Annotated in this window: 18 protein-coding genes and 1 pseudogene; 12 read left to right on the top strand and 7 right to left on the bottom strand. The window is 69.7% G+C overall.

Translation table 11 applies throughout. The features are described from left to right. The first annotated feature begins 8 nt into the window (after positions 1-8). A complete protein-coding gene (locus NS3_RS25815) occupies positions 9-1,187 on the top strand; it encodes an amidohydrolase family protein (RefSeq protein ID WP_067864901.1) in 1,179 nt (392 codons plus the stop codon). After that, positions 1,184-2,614 carry a FadD3 family acyl-CoA ligase gene (locus NS3_RS25810; protein WP_084495924.1) on the top strand — a complete coding sequence of 477 codons (1,431 nt, stop codon included), beginning with the start codon at positions 1,184-1,186 and terminating at the stop codon, positions 2,612-2,614. The genes NS3_RS25815 and NS3_RS25810 overlap by 4 nt, the downstream gene beginning before the upstream one ends. A 200-nt stretch (positions 2,615-2,814) precedes the next feature. On the opposite strand, the gene NS3_RS25805 is transcribed toward NS3_RS25810, so the two are convergent. The 4 genes from NS3_RS25805 to NS3_RS25790 are packed head-to-tail and all read right to left on the bottom strand — an operon-like array spanning position 2,815 to position 7,526. Beyond that, entirely contained in the window at positions 2,815-3,699 is an 885-nt protein-coding gene (locus tag NS3_RS25805) for a mycofactocin-coupled SDR family oxidoreductase (RefSeq protein WP_084495923.1), read from the bottom strand. Then, positions 3,696-4,856 (bottom strand): thiolase C-terminal domain-containing protein, encoded by a 1,161-nt coding sequence (locus NS3_RS25800; protein WP_067864897.1) that lies wholly within the window; start codon positions 4,854-4,856, stop codon positions 3,696-3,698. The genes NS3_RS25805 and NS3_RS25800 overlap by 4 nt, the downstream gene beginning before the upstream one ends. Continuing rightward, complete coding sequence (locus NS3_RS25795) at positions 4,853-6,031, bottom strand: OB-fold domain-containing protein (protein ID WP_067864896.1); 1,179 nt, start codon at positions 6,029-6,031, stop codon at positions 4,853-4,855. Before NS3_RS25795 ends, NS3_RS25800 begins: the two co-directional genes overlap by 4 nt. A 28-nt stretch (positions 6,032-6,059) precedes the next feature. Next, positions 6,060-7,526 (bottom strand): aldehyde dehydrogenase family protein, encoded by a 1,467-nt coding sequence (locus NS3_RS25790; RefSeq protein ID WP_067864893.1) that lies wholly within the window; start codon positions 7,524-7,526, stop codon positions 6,060-6,062. 227 nt (positions 7,527-7,753) lie between these two features. Here NS3_RS25790 and NS3_RS25785 point away from each other — a divergent pair, with 227 nt between their 5' ends. From NS3_RS25785 to NS3_RS25755, 7 genes and pseudogenes are all read left to right on the top strand, one after another. Further along, positions 7,754-8,461: an SDR family NAD(P)-dependent oxidoreductase gene (locus NS3_RS25785; protein ID WP_067864890.1), complete on the top strand. Its 708-nt coding sequence runs from the start codon at positions 7,754-7,756 to the stop codon at positions 8,459-8,461. A 43-nt stretch (positions 8,462-8,504) separates the two neighbouring features. Beyond that, the gene (locus NS3_RS25780) at positions 8,505-8,699 is read left to right on the top strand and encodes a ferredoxin (RefSeq protein WP_067864887.1); all 195 of its coding nucleotides are present in this window, start codon (positions 8,505-8,507) and stop codon (positions 8,697-8,699) included. Between the two features lie 10 nt (positions 8,700-8,709). Continuing rightward, positions 8,710-10,383: a thiolase C-terminal domain-containing protein gene (locus NS3_RS25775; RefSeq protein ID WP_067864884.1), complete on the top strand. Its 1,674-nt coding sequence runs from the start codon at positions 8,710-8,712 to the stop codon at positions 10,381-10,383. A gap of 24 nt (positions 10,384-10,407) precedes the next feature. Then, positions 10,408-11,472 carry an alpha/beta hydrolase gene (locus NS3_RS25770; protein WP_084495922.1) on the top strand — a complete coding sequence of 355 codons (1,065 nt, stop codon included), beginning with the start codon at positions 10,408-10,410 and terminating at the stop codon, positions 11,470-11,472. Continuing rightward, positions 11,459-11,989: a DoxX family protein gene (locus NS3_RS25765; protein WP_067864882.1), complete on the top strand. Its 531-nt coding sequence runs from the start codon at positions 11,459-11,461 to the stop codon at positions 11,987-11,989. Before NS3_RS25770 ends, NS3_RS25765 begins: the two co-directional genes overlap by 14 nt. Beyond that, positions 11,989-12,807, top strand: a complete 819-nt coding sequence (locus NS3_RS25760; RefSeq protein ID WP_067864879.1) for an NAD(P)-dependent oxidoreductase — start codon at positions 11,989-11,991, stop codon at positions 12,805-12,807. Before NS3_RS25765 ends, NS3_RS25760 begins: the two co-directional genes overlap by 1 nt. A gap of 67 nt (positions 12,808-12,874) precedes the next feature. After that, a pseudogene (locus NS3_RS25755) lies at positions 12,875-13,693 on the top strand (NAD(P)-dependent oxidoreductase); the annotation flags it as partial. Between the two features lie 697 nt (positions 13,694-14,390). Here the strand turns inward: NS3_RS25755 and NS3_RS25745 are convergent. Then, positions 14,391-14,579, bottom strand: coding sequence for a ferredoxin (locus tag NS3_RS25745; RefSeq protein ID WP_067864872.1), 189 nt, complete (start codon positions 14,577-14,579; stop codon positions 14,391-14,393). After that, the gene (locus NS3_RS25740) at positions 14,576-15,874 is read right to left on the bottom strand and encodes a cytochrome P450 (RefSeq protein WP_067864870.1); all 1,299 of its coding nucleotides are present in this window, start codon (positions 15,872-15,874) and stop codon (positions 14,576-14,578) included. Before NS3_RS25740 ends, NS3_RS25745 begins: the two co-directional genes overlap by 4 nt. A gap of 146 nt (positions 15,875-16,020) precedes the next feature. Between NS3_RS25740 and NS3_RS25735 the strand changes: the two genes are divergently transcribed. From NS3_RS25735 to NS3_RS25725, 3 genes are read left to right on the top strand one after another with little or no spacing between them, the layout of a single operon-like run. Next, positions 16,021-17,181, top strand: a complete 1,161-nt coding sequence (locus NS3_RS25735; protein WP_067864867.1) for an acyl-CoA dehydrogenase family protein — start codon at positions 16,021-16,023, stop codon at positions 17,179-17,181. A gap of 31 nt (positions 17,182-17,212) precedes the next feature. Next, positions 17,213-18,457 (top strand): acyl-CoA dehydrogenase family protein, encoded by a 1,245-nt coding sequence (locus tag NS3_RS25730; RefSeq protein WP_067864864.1) that lies wholly within the window; start codon positions 17,213-17,215, stop codon positions 18,455-18,457. Positions 18,458-18,467: 10 nt separating this feature from the next. Continuing rightward, entirely contained in the window at positions 18,468-19,244 is a 777-nt protein-coding gene (locus tag NS3_RS25725) for an enoyl-CoA hydratase-related protein (protein WP_067864861.1), read from the top strand. Positions 19,245-19,397: 153 nt separating this feature from the next. On the opposite strand, the gene NS3_RS25720 is transcribed toward NS3_RS25725, so the two are convergent. Continuing rightward, positions 19,398-20,030: a VOC family protein gene (locus NS3_RS25720; RefSeq protein WP_067864858.1), complete on the bottom strand. Its 633-nt coding sequence runs from the start codon at positions 20,028-20,030 to the stop codon at positions 19,398-19,400. Between the last annotated feature and the right edge of the window lie 187 nt (positions 20,031-20,217).

Raw genomic sequence — 20,217 nt, 5'->3', positions numbered from 1 at the left:
AGGATTCCATGAGCGACTTCGGCTTGCCCTACCAGCTCTTCGACGCCGACAACCACCTGTACGAGACTCAGGACGCGTTGACGAAGTTCCTGCCGAAGCAGTACCAAGGCGTCATCCAGTACGTCGAGGTCAACGGACGCACCAAGATCGCCATCCGCGGCCAGATCAGCGAGTACATCCCCAACCCGACCTTCGACGTGGTCGCGCGCCCCGGCGCGATGGAGGACTACTTCAAGAACGGCAACCCCGAGGGCAAGAGCAGGCGCGAGATCTTCGGTGAGCCGATGCGCTCGATTCCGGCGTTCCGCGAACCGGGGCCGCGCCTCGAGCTGATGGACGAGCTCAAGATCCACCGCACCCTGATGTTCCCCACCCTGGCCAGCCTGGTCGAGGAACGGATGCGTGACGATCCGGAGATGATCCACATCGTCGTGCACGCCCTCAACGAATGGCTGTACGAGACCTGGGGCTTCAACTACGAGAACCGCATCTACACGGTGCCGGTGATCAGCCTGCCCATCCTGGACAAGGCGCTCGAGGAGTTGGAGTGGGTCGCCGAGCGCGGCGCGCGCGCCATCCTGGTGCGCCCGGCCCCGGTCCCCGGCTACGGCGGCTCGCGCTCGTTCGCCCTGCCGGAGTTCGATCCGTTCTGGGAGCGGGTCACCGAGCTCGACCTGCTGGTCACCATGCACTCCTCCGACAGCGGCTACGCCCGCTACACCTCCGATTGGGAGGGCGCCCGCGCGGAGATGCTGCCGTTCAAGACCAACACCTTCCGGATGGTCAGCGAGTGGCGAGCCATCGAGGACGCGGTCGCCTCCTGGGTCTGCCACGGCGCGTTGTTCCGCCACCCGAACCTCAAGATCGCCGTCATCGAGAACGGCGCGTCCTGGCTGCCGCCGCTGCTGAAGACTCTCGCCGACGTCTACAAGAAGGCGCCGGAAGGTTTCGGCGGCGACCCCGTCGAGGCGGTCAAGCGGATGATCCACGTCAGCCCGTTCTGGGAAGAGGATCTCGAGGCACTGGCCGACCTGATCGGCGTGGAGCGCGTGCTCTTCGGTTCGGACTACCCGCACCCGGAGGGCCTGGCCGAGCCGGCCCGCTACATCAACGAGATCAAGAACATGTCCCCCGAGGATCAGGCGCTGATCATGGGCGGCAATCTCGCGAGGTTGCTCGGACTGTGAGCTGGGAGACCATCCCGGAGATGGTCCTGTCCACCGCCGACCGCTTCGGTGACGCCGAAGCGGTCGTGGACGGGGATCTCCGGCTGAGCTACGTCGAACTGGTCGATCGGGTGCGCCGGGCCGCGGGCGCGTTCGCCGGGGCCGGGGTCGGCAAAGGCGACCGGGTCGCGATCTGGGCGCCGAATTCGGCCGAATGGATCATCGCCGCTTTCGGCCTGCTCACCGCGGGCGGCGTGCTCGTGCCGGTGAACAGCCGGTTCAAGCCGGCCGAGGCCGCCGACGTCATCACCCGCAGCCGGGCGAAGGCCGTGCTCGTTCAGCAGGGCTTCCTCGGGATGGACTACTCCGCGCCCGACGGTGTGCCGGTCTTCGACCTGAAGTCCGATTTCCTGTGGAGCGGAGAGCCTTTCGAACGCAGGGTCTCCGGCGAGGACATCGCCGACATCATCTTCACCTCCGGGACCACCGGCCGGTCCAAGGGCGTGATGATGAACCACCGGCAGTCCCTGCGGATGTACGCCGAGTGGTGCGATCTGGCCGATCTGCGCCGAGGCGACCGGTACCTGATCGTCAACCCGTTCTTCCACACCTTCGGCTACCGGGCCGGGTTGATCGCCTCGCTCATCCGCGGCGCGACCATCCTGCCGCTGCCGGTGTTCGACGTGGACCGGGTGCTGGAGCTGGTGGCGAAGGAGAAGATCACCATGCTGCCCGGCCCGCCCACGCTGTATCACTCGCTGCTCGAGGCAGGCCGGGGGCATGATCTGTCCTCCCTGCGGGCAGCGGTCACCGGAGCCGCCGACATCCCGGTGGAGCTGATCCGCCGGGTGCGCGAGGAACTCCCGTTCGAAACGATCATGACCGGCTACGGTCTCACCGAGGCGGGCACCGCCACGGCCTCCCGTCCCGGCGACACCTTCGAACAGATCGCGACAACGGTCGGCACCCCCTGCGACGGACTCGAGGTGCGCATCGCCGAGGACGGCGAGGTCCTGGTCCGCGGATACAGCGTCATGCAGGGCTATCTCGACGACCCGGAGGCCACCGCCGCCGCGATCGATCCCGACGGCTGGCTGCACACCGGGGACCTGGGTGAACTCGACCCGGAAGGGCGGCTGCGCATTCTCGGCCGCAAGAAGGACATGTTCATCGTCGGCGGCTTCAACGCCTACCCCGCCGAGATCGAGGGCTTCCTGCTCGAGCATCCGGCAGTGGAGCAAGTCGCGGTCATCGGCGTGCCCGACGAACGGCTCGGCCAGGTCGGGCGAGCGTACGTGGTCGCGAATACACCGGTGCGCGAGGAAGATCTCCTGGCCTGGGCCAAGGAACGGATGGCCGGATTCAAGGTGCCGCGCTCGGTGCGGTTCCTGGACCGGCTACCGCTCAATGCCACCGGCAAGGTGCAGAAGGATCAGCTGCCCGTGTGACGGTCCGCGGCCACGTCGCCGGTCGCGGAACACGGTCTTCTGCCACACAAGCGAGCATCTCGCGGACTGCGAGCACGCCGAGGCCGCCGAAGTCACTGTCACCCCGCGCACCGGGACCGCGAGCCTCCGCGTCATATGTTCGAGCTCATATGTTCGAGCTCATATGTTCGACGTCATATGTTCGACAACAGCCCCGCCGTCTACGCGGAAACGCCTACGCCGGAGCCGAACCCCATGGCCGTACTGCGCAGCGGAGAGCCGGGCCCGCCGTCCGCGGCGATCACGCTGCCGGTGACGGCGCCGCTGTCGGGCCCGGCGAGGAAGGCCAGCACCGACGCGACCTCGGCGGGGTCGAGCACTCGGCCCGCGCGCGGCAACCCGCGACGGTCACCGCCGGATTCCCGGTAGAGGCGGGCACTTTCGGTGAGGATGGTGGTCGCGGTGGCGCCCGGGCCGACCGCGTTCGCCGTGACGCCGGTGCCGCCGAGTTCGGCGGCCAGCGCCCGCACCATGCCGACGATGCCCGCGTTGGCCGCGCAATAGGCGGCCAGCATGGGCACGCCCTCGGTGGCCGCGGCGGAAGACACGGCCAGGAAGCGGCCCGACCGAGGGGCCGGGCGCGCGAGCAGGGCGGGAATCGCGGCACGGGCGAGATTCGAGACGCCGCCCAGGCAGATATCCAAGACGGCGCGTTCCTGTTCGGCCGGCATCTCCCACAACGGCATCCCACCCGCGATGACCCCGGCCGCCGACACGGCGGCGTCGAGCCCGCCCCAGGTATCGACAGCGAACTCCACCGCTTCGCGCACCACGTCCGCGTCGCGCACGTCGGCGATGAAGGACCTGACCGCGCCACGCCGATTCACCAGTCCGCCCGCGCGCGCGGCGACTTCGGTGAGGTCGGCGGGGCTGGCCATCGGGTAGCGCAGTACCGGCTCGTCGGCGACGCAGTCGACCGCGAGTACCGACCAGCCGCGCGAGGCGAGACCGAGTACCGTCGCCGCCCCGATGCCCCGCGCCGCCCCCGTCACCAGGGCCACTCTGCGCTGTTCGCCCGCGCAGACCGGCATTCTCGCTCGCGTCATCGTCCCGGGCCTTCCAGAATCGTCACAGCGGCCACCGCCGTCGGCCCACCGAGATTGTGCGCCAGGCCGACCCGGGCGCCGTCCACCTGGTTGCACGCGTGCCCGCGCAACTGCTCGAACAGTTCCACGCACTGCGCCACCCCGGTCGCCCCCGGCGGATGCCCCTTGCTCTTGAGTCCGCCGCTCGGGTTCACCGGCAGCGCGCCGCCCACCGACGTCGCCCCGGTCTCGACCAGTTTGCGGGCTTCGAATCTGTCGGCGAAGCCCAGATCCTCGTAACTCATCAGCTCGATGCCGGTGAAGAAGTCGTGCACCTCGGCGACGTCGATGTCCGAGGGCCGCAGGCCCGCCATGCCGAACGCGCGCCGAGCGGCGCGCACGGTCGCGGGAAAACTCGTCATGTCCCGCTTGTGCTGGTACATGACCGAATCCAGACCCAGACCGACGCCGCGAACCCACACCGGCCGATCGGTGTAGCGATCCACCACATCCTCGGCCACCAGGATCAGCGCCGCCGCCCCGTCGCTCTGCGGCACGCAGTCGTAGACCCCGAACGGGTCGGCCACCACGGGCGCGGACACGGCCTGCTCCAGGGTGATCTCGAACCGCAGCCTGGCCTTGGGGTTGCGCGCCCCGTGCCGATGGTTCTTCACCGCCACCATCGCGAGATGCTCACGGGTGGCATGGGATTCGTAGAGGTAGCGGTTGACGTGCAGGGCGAAGCCGGCGGGCGCGAACATCCCCAGCTGTACGTCCCAGGTCTTGTCGCGGTTCAGCGACTCCCACTCCCCCAGCAGATCGCGCTGCGCGGTCTCGCGCAGCTTGTCCGCGCCGATCACCAGGGCCACGTCGACCGCGCCCGAAGCGATGGCGAACAGCGCGTTGCGCACCGCGTCGTTCCCTGTCGCACAGGAGTTCTCGATATGGGTCACCGGCAACTCGGGCAGGCCGAGGGCGTCGGCGAGCACCCCGGCCGGGAAGCCGTCGGTGGTCCCCATCGCGCCGAACCAGGCGGCTTCCAGATCGGCGAGCCGGAAGCCTTTGTCCACCGAGGCCGCGCAGTCGGCGAACGCCATCGGCAGCAGATCCTTGATCCCCAGGGCGAAATGCTCGGCGAACGGGGTCATCCCCGCGCCGACGACTGCCACACGTCTCATGATGCCTCCGTCTCCGGTTCGAACGCGTATCCGTAGTCGGGCACCCCGGAGCGCACCGCCACCCTTCGCAACACCATCCGGCCCCGGTCGCCGATGCCCACCGTCCCCGGATCGGCGCCGGTGACGCGCGCCAGCGCCCGCACACCGACATCGTCGAGTTCGACGAGCACCAGCGAATAGGGAGTCTGCAAGCCGGGCACCGGGATTCGCACCGTCGTCGTCGTGTACACGGTGCCGGTGCGCGGCAGCGGCACCAGCGTGTAGCCGGTGCTCAGCGTGCCGTCCTCGGCGAGGCGATAGCGCGGCGGGAAGTCCAGTTCCTCGTGGCCTTCATGCCTGCCCGCCTCCCAGCGGACCTTGGCCTCGAAGGCGCGGTCGTAGGCGGCCAGCGAGATCGGCAGATCGGCGGCGGGCAGGAAATCGCCCTCGGGCAGCGGACGCGCGGGCGGTTCGACGCGACGCACGTCGACCGGTCCCGGCGCCACCGAGATTCCGGACAGGTTCGCCTGTTCCACACCCACCAGCAGCCCCGCCGCGCCCCAATCCGACATCGCCGCCAGCGCGAACAGTCCCGCGCTCGCCCCCAGCGTGGGCAGCCGCGGCGGATCGTCGCGACACAAGCCGGCCGCCTGTTTCATGTCCACTCCCGCCACCGCGACCGGGGTGTCCACCCAGGCCGCCGACAGCGAGGCGACCAGTCCGCGTTCGCGCAGCAGCCGTGGATCGCCGTAGTCGTGCACCGCGCCGACCGCGTTGCGAGTCCGCACCGGCAGACTGCGCGTGACCCGCGCGGCTGTCCGCACCTGCAACCCACCGTGCTCGCTGACATACGCCGCCGCCGCGCCCGCCGGGTCGGTGTCGACACCGATCACCAAGGTGCGCGGCCGCGCCGAACTGAGGGCGTCGAGCGCGGCGGGCGCACCGCCGAGCCGTTCGATCACCTCCAGTTCGGGATCCAGCCCCAGTCCGGCGAGCAGGACCGCGGCGTTGCTGCTTTCCATCAGCGGCAGATCCCGGCTGACCAGCACCACCCGCTCGACCGGCTCACCGGCCGCCACCGCCGACCGGCCCGCCTGGACCGCGAGGGTGACCGCGTCCTCGTCGTCGCCGAGCACCCGGCTGCGCGCACTGCCCCAGCACGGCAGATAGGTCCCCATCGAGATCACGCACGGCATGGCCGCCTCCTGTCCTCTTCGGTGCGGCTCAGCCGACGACTTCGGCGAGCGTCTTGGACTCCAGGAACTCCTCGAGTCCCGCCCGGCCCATCTCCCGGCCGATGCCGGACTGCTTGTAGCCGCCGAACGGCGCGTCGGGATGGAAGTAGTTGCCGCCGTTGATGCTGAACGTGCCGGTGCGGATGCGGCGCGCGACCGAGCGGGCGCGTTCGGCATCGGCGCCGAACACCCCGCCGGAGAGGCCGTAGATCGAGTTGTTCGCGATGCGCACCGCGTCGTCGACGTCGTCGTAGGGGATCATCGCCAGCACCGGCCCGAAGACCTCTTCCTGCGCGATCTCGCTGTCGGGATCGACATTCGCCAGCAGTGTCGGGGTGTAGAAGAAGCCCGGATCGACCTTCTCGCCACCGGTGACCAGCGTCGCGCCCTCGGCCACCGCCCGGCGCACCAGCGCGTCGACCTTGTCGCGCTGCCGCTCGCTGATCAGCGGGCCCATGTAGGTCTTGGGATCGCCCGGATCGCCGTAGGACACGTGCGCGAAGTTGGCCGCGACCAATTGCGCGATCTCGTCGTGATCGGCGCGCGGCACCAGCAGCCGGGTGGTGAGCGCGCAGCCCTGCCCGGCGTGGGTGACGACGCTGAACGCGGCGAACTGCGCGGCGGTCCGGTAGTCGGCGTCGTCGAGCAGGATCAGCGCGGACTTGCCGCCGAGCTCGAGGAATACCTTTTTCAGTGTCTGCCCGGCCGCGGCCATGATCTGTTTGCCGACCGGCGTGGAGCCGGTGAACGACACGACGTCGACGTCGGGATGGGTGGTCATCCGCTTGCCGACCTCCACGTCGGAGGAGGCCAGCACATTGACCACGCCCGCGGGAATATCGGTGTGCTCGGCGATGATCTCCCCGAGCGCCAGCGTCGACAGCGGGGTGTCGGGCGCGCCCTTGAGCACCACCGTGCAGCCGGCCGCCAGCGCCGGTGCCAGCTTCGCCAGCGCCAGCTGATGCGGATAGTTGTAGGCCGAGATCGCCGCGACCACGCCCGCGGCTTCCTTCTCCACCCACCGCTGATGCTTCTGCCCGCGGATCTCCACCGGGCCCAGATCCTCGCTCCACTCGTAGCCGTCGAGCAACTCCGCGTAGTACCGCACGATCTCGAACGGGGTCTCCAATTGGTTGCCGTGGGTGAGGATTCGCGTCGCGCCGACCTCGGCGATGGTGAGCTCACGCAGCTCCTCCACGTGATCGCGCAAGGCCTGGTAGAGCTGGCGCAGGCAGCGAGCGCGCAGTTCGTGATCACGCGGCCAATCCGTGGCGTCGAACGCGCGCCGGGCCGCGGCGACAGCGGAATCGACCTCGGCGACACCGGCTTCCGGCGCGTATCCGTACACCTCGCCGGTGGCGGGGTTGAGCGAGGCCAGCGTGTCACCGGTCTCGACCCTCCTGCCGTCGATCAGCAGTCGCCGTGTCACCGCTGCCGCCTGTTCCTGCGTCGACATCCCGTCTCCCTCATCTCGGAAAGAACATTCTCCGTTTTGGAGAATGATACCTTTACGCAGGGTACCGGGCATCGTCAATTCCGAATCCATCGATTCGCCGACCGCCTCGCCCTCCTCATCTCTTGCATCCTGCAATCGTTCGAGAGTACGGTTCTCTCATTCCGCAAATATTGTTCTTGCGAGCGACGCGGCCGGGCTGCCTTCGGCCGGAGAGGGGAACACCCGCCGTGAAAACCGCACTGGTCACCGGAGGCGCGTCCGGCATCGGACTCGGCATCGCCCAGCGTCTACGCAGCGACGGATTCCACGTCGCCACCGTGGATCTCGTACCACCGGCCGACGACGATCTCGCCTTCCAGGCCGACGTCTCCGACCCCGACCAGGTCGCCGCCGCGCTCGAGTCGGTACGCGCCGCGCTCGGCCCGGTCACCGTCCTGGTCAACGCCGCCGGAGTCGACGGCTTCAAACGCTTCGCGAACATCGACTACGCCGAGTGGCGACGGGTCATCGACGTCAATCTCGACGGCGTGTTCCACACCATTCAGGCGGTGCTGCCGGACATGCTGGCCGCGGAGTGGGGCCGCATCGTCAATATCTCCTCGTCGAGCACGCACTCCGGTCAGCCGTTCATGTCGCATTACGTGGCGGCCAAGTCGGCGGTCAACGGGCTCACCAAATCGCTTGCCTTGGAGCTCGGCCCGTCGGGCATCACCGTCAACGCGGTGCCGCCGGGGTTCATCGACACCCCGATGTTGCGCCGCTCCGAGCAGGCCCGCAAGCTCGGCGGCACGGTCGAGGACCACATCCAGCGCACCCCGGTGCGCCGCATCGGCAGGCCCGAGGACATCGCCGCCGCGTGCGCGTTCCTGATCTCCGAGGAGGCCGGCTACATCACCGGCCAGATCCTCGGCGTCAACGGCGGCCGCAACACCTGACCCGGCCCTCGCCGCCCGAAGTCCGTCCCGCAGAGGAGCCAATGTGAAGGTTCATGTCGACCAGAGCCGGTGCCAGGGTCACACCCTGTGCGCGATGATCGCCCCCGAGTTGTTCGAGCTCAGCGATATCGACGGGCACTCGACCCCGGTGCGCGAGGATGTCCCCGACGATCAGCGCGAGCAGGCGCGTGAGGCCGCGCACTCCTGCCCCGAACGCGCCATCACCATCACCGAGTAGGGGTTGCCCGATGTCCCGTGCCGAGGACCCGGCACCGCCCGGCAGGCCGCTGCCGCAGCTGTCCCTGGACACCGAGTTCTTCTGGACCTCCGGTGCCGACGGAAAGTTGCGCGTCCAGTGCTGCCGTTCGTGCGATGCGCTGATCCACCCGCCGCAGCCGATCTGCCGGTACTGCCGTGGCCACGACCTCGGCGTCCGGGTGGTCTCGGGCGAGGCGACGCTGGCCGGCTTCACCGTCAACCACCGCTTCGCGCTGCCCGGCCTACCGCCGCCGTATGTGGTCGCGCAGGCGGCGCTGGTGGAAGATCCGCGAGTCCGGTTGACCACCAATATCGTCGACGCCGATCCCGGCACGCTCGTGCTGGGAATGCGGCTCGAGGTCGTCTTCCGGCAGGAAAGCGACGTCTGGCTACCGCTGTTCCGGCCGACCGCCGAGCAGCCCGAGACCGCGGCGCTGCCGATCGACGAGATCGCTCCCGAGCGCTTCGGTGAGTACGTGCGTCCGATGGTGCGGCAGAAGAAGTTCGAGGACGATGTCGCGCTCACCGGCATCGGCATGTCCCGGCTCGGCCGCAGGCTCATGGTTCCGCCGTTGGCACTCACAGTGGAGGCGTGCGAACGCGCTGTCGCCGATGCCGGATTGACGATGAGCGAGATCGACGGCCTGTCGTCCTACCCCGGCGGCGGCAATCTCGGCGGCTTCGGCGAGGGCGGCGTCGGCGCACTCGAAGCGGCCCTCGGCGTGCGCCCCACCTGGTACAACGGCGGCATCGAGACCTTCGGTCCCGGCGGTTCGGTCATCGCCGCCATGCTGGCCGTCTCGGCCGGATTGGCCCGCCACGTCCTGTGTTTCCGCACCCTGTGGGAATCGACGTTCGCGGAGATGACGAAGTCCGGGCGCATCACGCCCTCCGGCGGCCGCACCACCAACTGGATGCACCCGTTCGGCGCGACCTCGGCCGCACACACCCTGGCCCAGAACGCGCAACGGCACTTCCACCGCTACGGCACCACCCGCGAGACGCTCGGCTGGATCGCGTTGAACCAGCGCGCCAACGCGGCCGCGAATCCGACCGCGATCTATCGCGACCCGATGACCATGCAGGACTATCTCGACGCGCGCCCGATCACCACTCCCTTCGGGCTCTACGACTGTGACGTCCCCTGCGACGGCGCGATCGCGGTGATCGTCTCCGCCGTCGACGCCGCGGCGGATCTGGCCCGGCCGCCGATCCTCGTCGAGGCCGCGGGCACGCAGATCATCGAGCGCATCGAGTGGGACCAGAGCACACTGACCCACGAACCCCAGGTTCTCGGCCCCGCCGCGCACCTGTGGTCGCGCACCACCATGCGCCCCGAGGACGTCGACGTCGCCGAACTCTACGACGGGTTCACCTTCAACTGCCTGTCCTGGATCGAGGCGCTCGGCTTCTGCAAGATCGGCGAGGCCAAGGATTTCCTCGACGGCGGCCGCAATATCTCCCGCGACGGAATGATTCCGATCAACACCCACGGCGGGCAGCTCTCCCACGGCCGCACGCACGGCATGGGCCTGCTCCACGAGGCCGTCGCGCAGCTGCGCGGCGCGGCGGGTGAGCGGCAGGTCGCCGATGCCCGGGTCGCGGTCGTCTCCAGCGGCGGTCTCACCCCGGGCGGCGCACTGCTGCTGCGCACCGCTTCCTGACCGTCCCGACACGATGGGCTCGCCATGACACTCTCCGATTCCGACCTCTCCGATACAGGCATCACCGATACAGGCCGCACCGATACAGGCATCACCGATACAGGCCGCACCGATGCGGATCTGGCCGATGCCGGTCGAACCCGATTCGCCGACGACCCGGTCCCGGTGATCGCCGATGTCGACGGCGTCCCGGTCTCCGGTCTGCTCGCCGAAGTACCGCACCCGCGCGCCGTGCTGGTCGCCCTGCACGGCGGAGCCACCAGCGCCGCCTATTTCGACTGCCCCGGCCACCCGGAGCTGTCGCTGATGCGCACGGCGTCACGACTCGGTTTCACCGTGCTCGCCCTGGACCGTCCCGGCTACGGCGCCTCGGCTCCGTTCGCCGACGAACTCGCCCCCGCCCCGCGCCGGATCGACCTGATCTACGCGGCGATCGAGCAGACACTCGCCGACCGCCCGCGTGGTGCGGGCGTCTTCCTGCTCGCCCATTCCGCCGGTTGCGAATCGGCGCTTCGGATGGCCGCCGACGAACGTGGCGCCGGACTCCTGGGACTGGAACTCGCCGGCACCGGCAGGCTGCATCAACCCGTCGCGCAGGACGTGCTGTGGGACGACAAGGGCCCGCGCCCGTCGGCCTACGGCATCGGCAAACTGCTGTGGCACCCGAAGCGGCTGTACTCGGAATCGGTGGTGGGCGGCGCGAGCATCGCCGCGCCCGGCCCCCGTACCGAGGCTGTCGCGGTGAAGGATTGGGCCGGACAGGAATTCCCCGGACTGGCCGGACAGGTGCGGATTCCGGTGCGTTTCACCGTCGGCGACCACGAACGCGTATGGCGCAACGACGCGGACGAACTCACCGAGGTCGGGTCACTGTTCTCCGCCTCGCCGCGGGTGGTGCTCAACGTCCAGCCCAATACCGGCCACAACATCAGCGTGGGACACACCGCGACTGCCTACCATCTGAAGCTGCTGTCGTTCGTCGAGGAATGCGTGGTCGCCGACGCCACCGGCGAATTCTCCGGTCCGGCGACACAATTCGACGGCAGCGCGGTGGCGCGGCCGGGAAGGGCCGACGATGGAAGCCATTGATCTCGCACTCGCACTGCTTCGCCTCGTCATCGGCGTGATTATGATCGCGCACGGCGTCAACCACTGGATCGGCGGCGGCAAGATCCCCGGCACCGCCCGCTGGTTCGCCGGCCTCGGCCTGCGCAACGGCATCCTGCAGGCGTGGTTGAGCGTGATCACCGAGATCGGCGCGGGGGCGCTGCTCATCCTGGGTCTGCTCACCCCCTTCGCCGCGGCCGCGATCATCTCGGTGATGCTGGTGGCCGGCCTCCTCGCACATCGCAAGAACGGATTCTTCGTCTTCCGTGAGGGTTACGAATACGTTCTGACGCTGGCCGTGGCCTGCCTCGCGCTCGGCCTCACCGGCCCCGGCGAACTCTCCGTGGATCACGCCGCGGGCATCGTGATCGACAGCTGGGCGGGCGGTGCGATCGCCCTCGGCGTCGGCGTGCTGGGCACCGCGGCGCTGCTCGCGGCCTTCTACCGGCCCCAGCCCGCCCCCGCCCCCGCCCCGGAAAAGGCCGGAGAGGTGTCGTGATGCGCGTCGGATTCATCGGATTGGGCAGCCAGGGCGGGCCCATGGCGCGGCGCATCATCGAGGCCGGTCACCCGACCACTCTGTGGGCTCGACGCCCCGCGAGTCTCGAGCCTTTCGCCGGGACCGGCGCGGACTTCGCCGAAACCCCCGCCGAACTGGCCGCCCGATCCGATCTGGTCTGCCTCTGCGTGGTCGGCGACGACGACGTGCGCCAGGTCCTGTCCGGCCCCGAGGGCGTGCTCGCCGGGCTCGCGCCGGGCTCGATCGTCGCCGTGCACGCCACCGTGCACCCCGACACCTGCCGCGAACTCGCGGAAACCACCGCGGCCCAGGGCAGCACGCTCATCGACGCCCCGGTCAGCGGCGGCGGCATGGGTGCCGCGGCAGGCACACTGCTGGTCATGGTCGGTGGTCCCGCCGAAGCGGTCGAGCGGGCCCGCCCGGTCTTCGACAGCTACGCCGACCCCGTCGTCCATCTCGGCGACGTCGGCGCGGGCCAGACCGCCAAGCTGCTGAACAACCTGCTGTTCACCGCGAACCTCGCCACCTCCCGAGCCACCCTCGCCCTCGGCGAGCAGCTCGGCATCGGCCCGGACCGCCTCGGTGAGGTCATCAGCCACGGCACCGCGAACAGCTTCGCCCTCGGCCGCGTGGTCTCCGGCGGTGGCACTCTCGACCGCCTGGCCGCCCACGCGGGCACCCTGCTGCGCAAAGACGTCGGCCTGATCGCCGAACTCGCCGAGAAGGCGGGCACCGACCCCGGCGTCGTGCTGCGCACCGCCGACGCCACCCTCGCCATGATGAACCACCCCCGCTGAGCCGGTCCGGGCCGACGCGCCGGCTCCCCGTCGCAGTCTCGGCCGGGCCCGTTCGTCCGAAGGAGCAGTTATGCGTATCGGTTTCGTCGGCGCGGGCCGGATGGGCCGGCCCATGGTCGCCCGACTGCTCTCGGCGGGCCACGACGTCGATGTCCTCGCCCGCTCCGGGCAGACCCGCGCGGCCCTCGCCGACCTCGGCGCGACCCCCGTCGACGACCTCGCCACCGTCGCCCGGCAGGCCGAAGCCGTCGTTGTCTGTGTCTTCACCGACGACCAGGTTCGCGAAGTCTGCCTCGACGGCCCGCTGCTGAGCACCTTGAAATCCGGGGCGGTACTGATCGTGCACACCACCGGTAGCCCGGGTACCGCGACCGCCCTCGCCGACGCCGCACCCCCCGGGGTCCACATCGTCGACGCACCCGTCAGCGGCGGCCCGCACAATATCGCCGCAGGTGAGCTCACGGTCATGATCGGCGGCGACGACCACGCCGTCGCCCTCGCCAGGCCCGTCGTGTCGGCCTACGGCGACCCGCTGGTCCACGTCGGCCCACTCGGCTCCGGCCAGCGCGTCAAACTCGTCAACAACGCCCTGTTCACCGCCCAGATCGGCTTGGTCGCCGAGGCCGTGCGACTCGCCGGGGCGCTCGGGGTCACCGAAGACGCGTTGTTGTCGGCGCTTCCGCACACCAGCGGTGGCGGACGAGCCGTGGCCGGTATCGCCGCCAAGGGGTCGGTCGCCGAGTTCCACTCCTCGGTAGGCGAATTCGTCCGCAAGGACATCGCTGTGGCGCGCGCCCTCGCCGCCGAGCTCGGGGTGGACCTGGGTCTGCTCGATGCCGCCATCGACGCGGGAGCGCACACGGCCACCACGACCGGCTCCGGCTGAGCGGACACGTCCGGCACGGGAACGGGTGCGCAACCACGGGCGAGCGATTCCGCACCCGCCACGCCGACCAGTGACGCGGCGACGGCGGGACGCACAGGAACAAGCGGGGGTGCGCCACGTTCCACGGTGGCGCGGAATCCTTCGAGCACCGCGACCGTTCCCTCGGCCATCCGATCGATCGGTTCGTCGTCAACGAGGTAAGCAGACGGCACCCGGATCTCCTCGGACGTCCGCCCGTCCGCCTGGGCCCACCCTTCCTTGCGCACCCGCACCGACCACGCCTGTTCGCCTGCGGCACGGAGTGATTCGGCCATGCCGTGGGCGCCGCGCACAGAGATCCAGCTCCAGTGGCTGCCGGTCTCGCCGGTGAGGAAGCCGTGGCGGGTCAGGGCGAGGGCGCCGTCGGAGAGCCGGATCGCCAGCACCACGGCGGCCGCACGGTCGGCGCCGGAACCGACCGGGAAGGCGCTGACCTCCACCGGCCACGCGCCGCCGAGGGCCGGCAGCGGCGAGACGGTGTGCGTGCAGTAGGCGGTCGGCGCGATGCGGCCACGCCAGTGCGCCGGATCGCCGATGAGCTCGGCGGTGTCCTGGGGCGAGAGACTGTGCAGGTAGCCGGCTTCCAGCAACGCGAGAGCGCCCAGCTCCCCCGAATCCGCCGATTCCCGGAGCAGCCGAGTGTGTGGATCGATCCGACTCACTTCACTTCGATCGCCCGCTCCGGGCACGCCCCGATCGCCTCGTCCACCACCTTCTCCAACTGCTCGGGAACCTCCCCCACGAGCACCTCGGCATACCCATCGTCGTTGATGTCGAAGACCTGCGGGCACAGGGTGACGCACACCCCGTGCCCCCGGCACCGATCCGCGTCCACGGTCACCTTCATGCGCCCGCCTCCTCTACCACATCGAATTCCAGGTGCAGCTTGGTCAGCCCGCGCAGGATGAACGTGGGCAGATAAGTGAAGTCGCGAGCGTCGGCGGGACCGTGCACCGACTCGTCGATACGGATGTCGCTGGTACGGGCCAGCAAGCGTTCGAGGGCGACGCGGGCTTCGGCCCGTGCCAGCGGCGCACCGGGGCAGGTGTGCGGGCCGCGGCCGAACGAGATGTGCGAGCGGGCATTCGAGCGCGCCGCGTCGAATTCGGATGGCTCGGTGAAGCGGCGCGGATCGCGATTGGCGGCGCCGTTGACGACCATGAGGACGCTGCCCTGCGCCACCGGCACCCCGCCGACGGTGGTGTCCACCTTCGCCAACCGGAAGTCTCCCTTCACCGGGCTTTCCGCGCGCAGCGACTCCTCGATGAAGTTCTGGATCCGGCTGGTGTCCGCCCGCAGGTAGGCCTGCAGTTCGGGGTCCTCGGCGAGCTTGCGGAAGGCCGAGCCGAGCAGCCGCACGGTGGTCTCCTGGCCGGCGGAGAACAGGTTGGCCGCCACCCGGACCACGTCGAGCACCTCCGGCTCCGAACCGTCGGGGAAGGTCGCGACCGCCATGCTGGTCAGCACGTCCTCGCGCGGCTCGCGGCGGCGCTCCTCGATGTAGCGGGAGAACTTGCCGTAGAGGAATTCGATCGGGTTGTGCTGCATGTCTTCACCCTCGGTGCTGCCCACGCTGCTGTTCGCGCGGTGCTCACGCTGCAGGGCGTGCAGGAACTCCTCCTGGTCCTCCGGCGGCACGCCGAGCAGGTCGGCGATCACGTAGAGGGTGAAGGGTCCGGCGAAGTCGCGGACCAGATCGCCCTTGCCCGCGGCGAGGTAGTCGTCGAGGACGCGGTCGGCGATCGACCACATCGCCTCTTCGTTCTCCTTGAGCCGCTTCGGGGTGATCAGTCGCATGAGCAGGGCGCGGTGCGCGGTGTGGGTCGGCGGGTCGAGGGTGGGCAACTGATCGCTCATCGGCAGTTTGTCGCGATGCTCGGCGATGAGCTCGTCGACATTGTCGACGCCGGCCAGCGGGACCGGGAAGCCGGGGAACGGCCCGGTCACCGAGATGCACGAGGAGAACCGCTCGACGTCGTTGTAGACCTCGAGGGCTTCCTCGTACCCGGTCACCATCACTACGTCGTGATGGTTCTCCCGCTGCACCGGGCACTGTTCACGCAACGAGTCGAAGTACGGATATGGATCGGCGACCAGCTCCTGCCCGAGGAAGAAGTCCAGATCCTGAAAGTTGTTCGCCACTCGAGGGTCCCTTCGACATTCTCCGGCTCACCGGCCCGGCTATCGGTTTCTGGCCGGTAGACTTTCATAGTTGAGAATATGACTCTCATCTGTGAGTATGAGATTTCCACACCGCCGCCCGCGCGTCAACTCCGGAAGGCTGTTCCATGACCCTCGATCTCACTTCCGAGCAGCGGTTGTTCCGCGACACCACCCGCGAGTTCCTCGCCGGGACAGTCCCTGTCGAGAACGTCCGCGCGCTCGCCGACACCGAGGCCGGTTTCGATCCCGCGTGGTGGCGCCGGGCCGCCGAACTCGGCTGGACCGCACCGCTCGCGCCGGAGGCCCTCGGCGGCGGCAGCGTTTCCGGCCACCCGCTGACCGATCTCACGCTGGTCGCCGAGCAGCTCGGCGCCGCCTGCTCCCCCGGCCCGTTCATCACCACGAGCGCGGCCCTGTCCGGGCTGGCCTCGGCGGCCGACCGGTGCGCGGAGACCATCGGCGCGATCGTGTCCGGCGAAGCCATCGTCTCCTGGGCGCTCTACGAACCGGGGCGGGGACTCGACGTTCTCACCGGTTGCGGCTCGGCCGCCGACGTGCCGCTGACCGGAACCATCGCCGCACCCCACCCCGGCGGCTACCGGCTCACCGGCGTGAAGGATCGCGTCGAAGCCGCCGGTCAGGCCGATCTCTTTCTGGTCAGCGCGCTCGGCGCGGAGGGCCCCGTCCAGCTGCTCGTCCCCGCCGACGCCGCCGGGGTCACCGTCTCCCCCGGCTGGACCCTCGATCTCGTCCGCCGCACCGGCCAGGTGAGCTTCGACGACGTCCTGCTGCCCGAAGACGCCGTCGTGCACGTCGGCGACGAGGCGGCGGCCGCCGTCCGGACGCAGCTGCGCACCGCCGCCGTCCTCACTGCCGCCGAGAGCGTCGGCGCCACCGATCGCGCCCTCACCGCCACCCTCGCCTGGCTGCTCGACCGCTATACCTTCGGCCGCCCCCTCGCCTCCTATCAGGCCCTCAAGCACCGGATGGCCGACAACAAGACCTGGCTGGAAGCCTCCCGCGCCACCACCTACGCCGCGGCCGAGCTGATCGACGCCGCCGCCCCGGGCGCCGCCGAGGCGGTGAGCATCGCGAAATCCTATGTGGGCGCGAAGACTCCGGTGATCGTGCAGGACTGCGTGCAGTTGCACGGCGGCATCGGCGTCACCTGGGAACACGACCTGCACCTGTTTCTGCGCCGGGTCACCCTCGGCCGCGCGCTGTACGGCACCCCCGAGGAGCACCGCCGTCACATCACCGACCTCATCGACCGCGCCGCCGCTTGACCTGCGTCCGACACCCCGGAGGACAACCCCCATGACCACCGCCCTCGAGCCCGTCGAAGAGTTCCGCGCCCGCGCCCGGATCTGGCTCCGCGAGAACCTCCCGCCCGCCCCCGCCGACGCGGGCAGAACCGACACCGAAGAAGCCTGGGACCGTGCCCGCCATCTGCAGCGTATTCTGCACGACGGCGGTTTCGCCGGGATCTGCTTTCCGAAAACCTACGGCGGCCTCGGCCTCACGCCTGCCCATCAGGCCGCCTTCACCGAGGAATCCCTGCCCTACGAGATGCCGGTGATCCTCAACGTCCCCACCTTGGCGATCTGCGCGGCGACCCTGCTCGACATCGGCACCGAGGAACAGAAGCTCGCCCACCTGCCCGAAGTGCTGCGCGGCGCGCACATCATGGTGCAGTTCCTCTCCGAACCCAACGGCGGCTCCGACCTGGCCGGTCTCACCACCCGCGCCGAACGCGACGGCGACCGCTGGATTCTCAACGGCTCCAAGATCTGGAGCTCCGGCGCGTACGCCGCCGACTACGGCCTGTGCCTGGCCAGGACGAACTGGGACGTGCCCAAGCATCGCGGTCTGACCCTGTTCCTGGTTCCCGTGCATGCCGAGGGCGTCACGGTCCAGCGGATCAAACAGGTCACCGGCTCCACCGAGTTCTGCCAAGAGTTCTTCGACGATGTCGCCCTGTCCGCGGAGGCCGTCGTCGGCGCGGTGGACGGCGGCTGGGAAGCCGCCTCCCGCTTGCTGTTCCACGAACGCGCCGCACTCGGCGGGACCTCGCCGTTCACCAGTGGCGCCCGCCCCCACCTGGGCGGCGAAGTCGACCGACTGATGACCTTGGCCCGAGCGGGCGGGCATTGGCAGGACCCCCGCACCCGCGAGGACATCGGCGAGGCCAGGGCCATGAACGTGGTCCGCGACCAGCTCATCGCCCATGTCTCCGCCGCCATCGGCCAGGGCGCGTTACCCCCGTCCGCCGGTGCGATCACCCGCCTGTTCACCGCCGAGAACGCCTGGCTGCAGACCGATATGGCGGTGCGCATCGCCGGCTCGACCGCCGCGACCCATCACCCCGGCGACGCCGTCGACACCGCCGAGATCGGCACCGACTACCTGTTCCGCGCGGCATGGAGCCTGGCGGGCGGCAGCACCGAGATGGCGCGCAATGTCATCAGCGAACGGGTGCTCGGCATGCCGCGCGAGCACGCGAACGACAAGGACGTGCCGTTCAACCAGGTGCCGCGCGGGCGCTCCGCCTCGGCCCGGTGATCGGATGCCGATGACCGGCGAACCGGACCTGCTCATCCGCAGGCACGAGGCGGTGAGCATCGTCGTGCTCAACCGCCCGCGAGCGCGCAACGCGCTCACCGTGCCGATGATCCACGGGATCGGCGCCGCCGCCGTGGCCGCCGAAGCCGATCCCGGAATCCGGGCACTGCTGCTCACCGGCGCAGGCGACCAGGCGTTCAGTTCCGGAATGGATCTGCGTGCCTTCACATCCGGTGAGCCCTTCGACGAAGACCACCCGGCGGCCGCCGCCTACCTGCGCCTGTCCCGCGGGGAACTCCGGATCCCCGTCGTCGCCGCGGCCAACGGACCCGCTCTCGGCGGCGGCTTCGAACTGCTGCTCGGCGGTGACATCCTCGTCGCCGCCGACACTGCCACCTTCGCATTCCCGGAGGTCCGTCGCGGACTGTTCCCCGGCGGGAGCGGCACCGCCCTCGGCACCCGCATCCCGATGAACATCGCCCTCGAGTTGACGCTCACCGGCTCGCCGATCACCGCCACGCGCGGCTACGAACTGGGACTGGTCAACGCCGTGGCGCCTGCCGAGAAGGTGTTCGACACGGCGCTGGACTACGCGCTGCGCATCGCAGAAAACGCCCCGCTCGGACTGGCGGCCTGTAAAGAACTGGTGCGCCTGGCGGTCACCGACTCGGTGAAAGCGCTTGGGCGGCTGGAGTATTGGCAGCGTGCGGTCTTCACAAGCACGGACGCGAGCGAAGGCACGCGGGCGTTCCTGGAGAGGCGTTCGCCGGTCTGGCGCGGCCGCTGACCTCACGCGCCGAACCGCGACTGCCGCGACTGCCGCGACTGCCGCGACTGCCGCGACTGCCGCGACTGCAGCGACTGCCGCGACTGCAGCGACTGCCGCGACTGCCGCGACGCGAGTCTACGATCGCCCGCGGTCCGGGTGCGGGCGTTCTGCTCACGACCGGACGTCCTCCCACGCGTAGCCGTCCGGATCGGTGAAGGATCCCACGGTGCCACCGAAAACCAACCGATGCGATCCGGTGCCCTCCGGCGACAGCCCGGCCTCCTTGGCCGCCGCGCGCCGTCCGTAGAGCGCGAGCGTGATCGACGACGGCGCGGAGGCGAACTCGACGTACTTGCTGCCGAAGCTCTTCGCCACCGTCAGTCCGTGCTCGACGTAGAACTGCTTGGTCGCCTTCACATTGTCGACGCCGAGCAGCACGACGAAGTTGTCGACCTCGCGCGTCGCCGGACCGGTGTCCTTCTTCTCCGATGTCGCGATCTTCCAGACGGCGCCGTCGGGAGCCTGGACGACGGCGCTGTAACCCCAGAAACTCTTCTTGGCGGGCTTGAGCGTCGTCGCGCCCGCCGAGACGGCGGTGCCGACGAGACTGTCTACGGTGCTCGGCTGCGACACCACCAAGGAGAGGACGAAACCCCGGAAGCCGGTCGTCGGCGCGTCGGTGGCGCGCACACGCACCTTGTCGCCCAGACCGAACGCGGCGTCGTAGAAGGCCCGCGCGGCGGCGGGGTCGCCGACCTCCAGAATGACGGACTCGACAGTGGCCTGATCTGCGATGATGTTCATACCGATGACGTTATGCGCCGGTCGATACCCGGTGCTTCTCGATTCCTGACCAGTTGCCGCCACGCCCTCTCGGTCGTGGCTCGTGATCGGCGTCGTGATCTCCGCCCGACCACCCGATGTGGTGGCCTTAGCTGGTGTCACTGTCCCGCCGACGGCGACGGCGTTGACCTCGAGCGCACTCGAGCTT

The organism is Nocardia shimofusensis NBRC 100134 (genome assembly GCF_001613125.1).
Classification (GTDB): domain Bacteria; phylum Actinomycetota; class Actinomycetes; order Mycobacteriales; family Mycobacteriaceae; genus Nocardia; species Nocardia shimofusensis.
The sequence above is the reverse complement of the archived record's forward strand: the minus strand, read 5'-3'. Positions and strand labels throughout refer to the sequence as shown.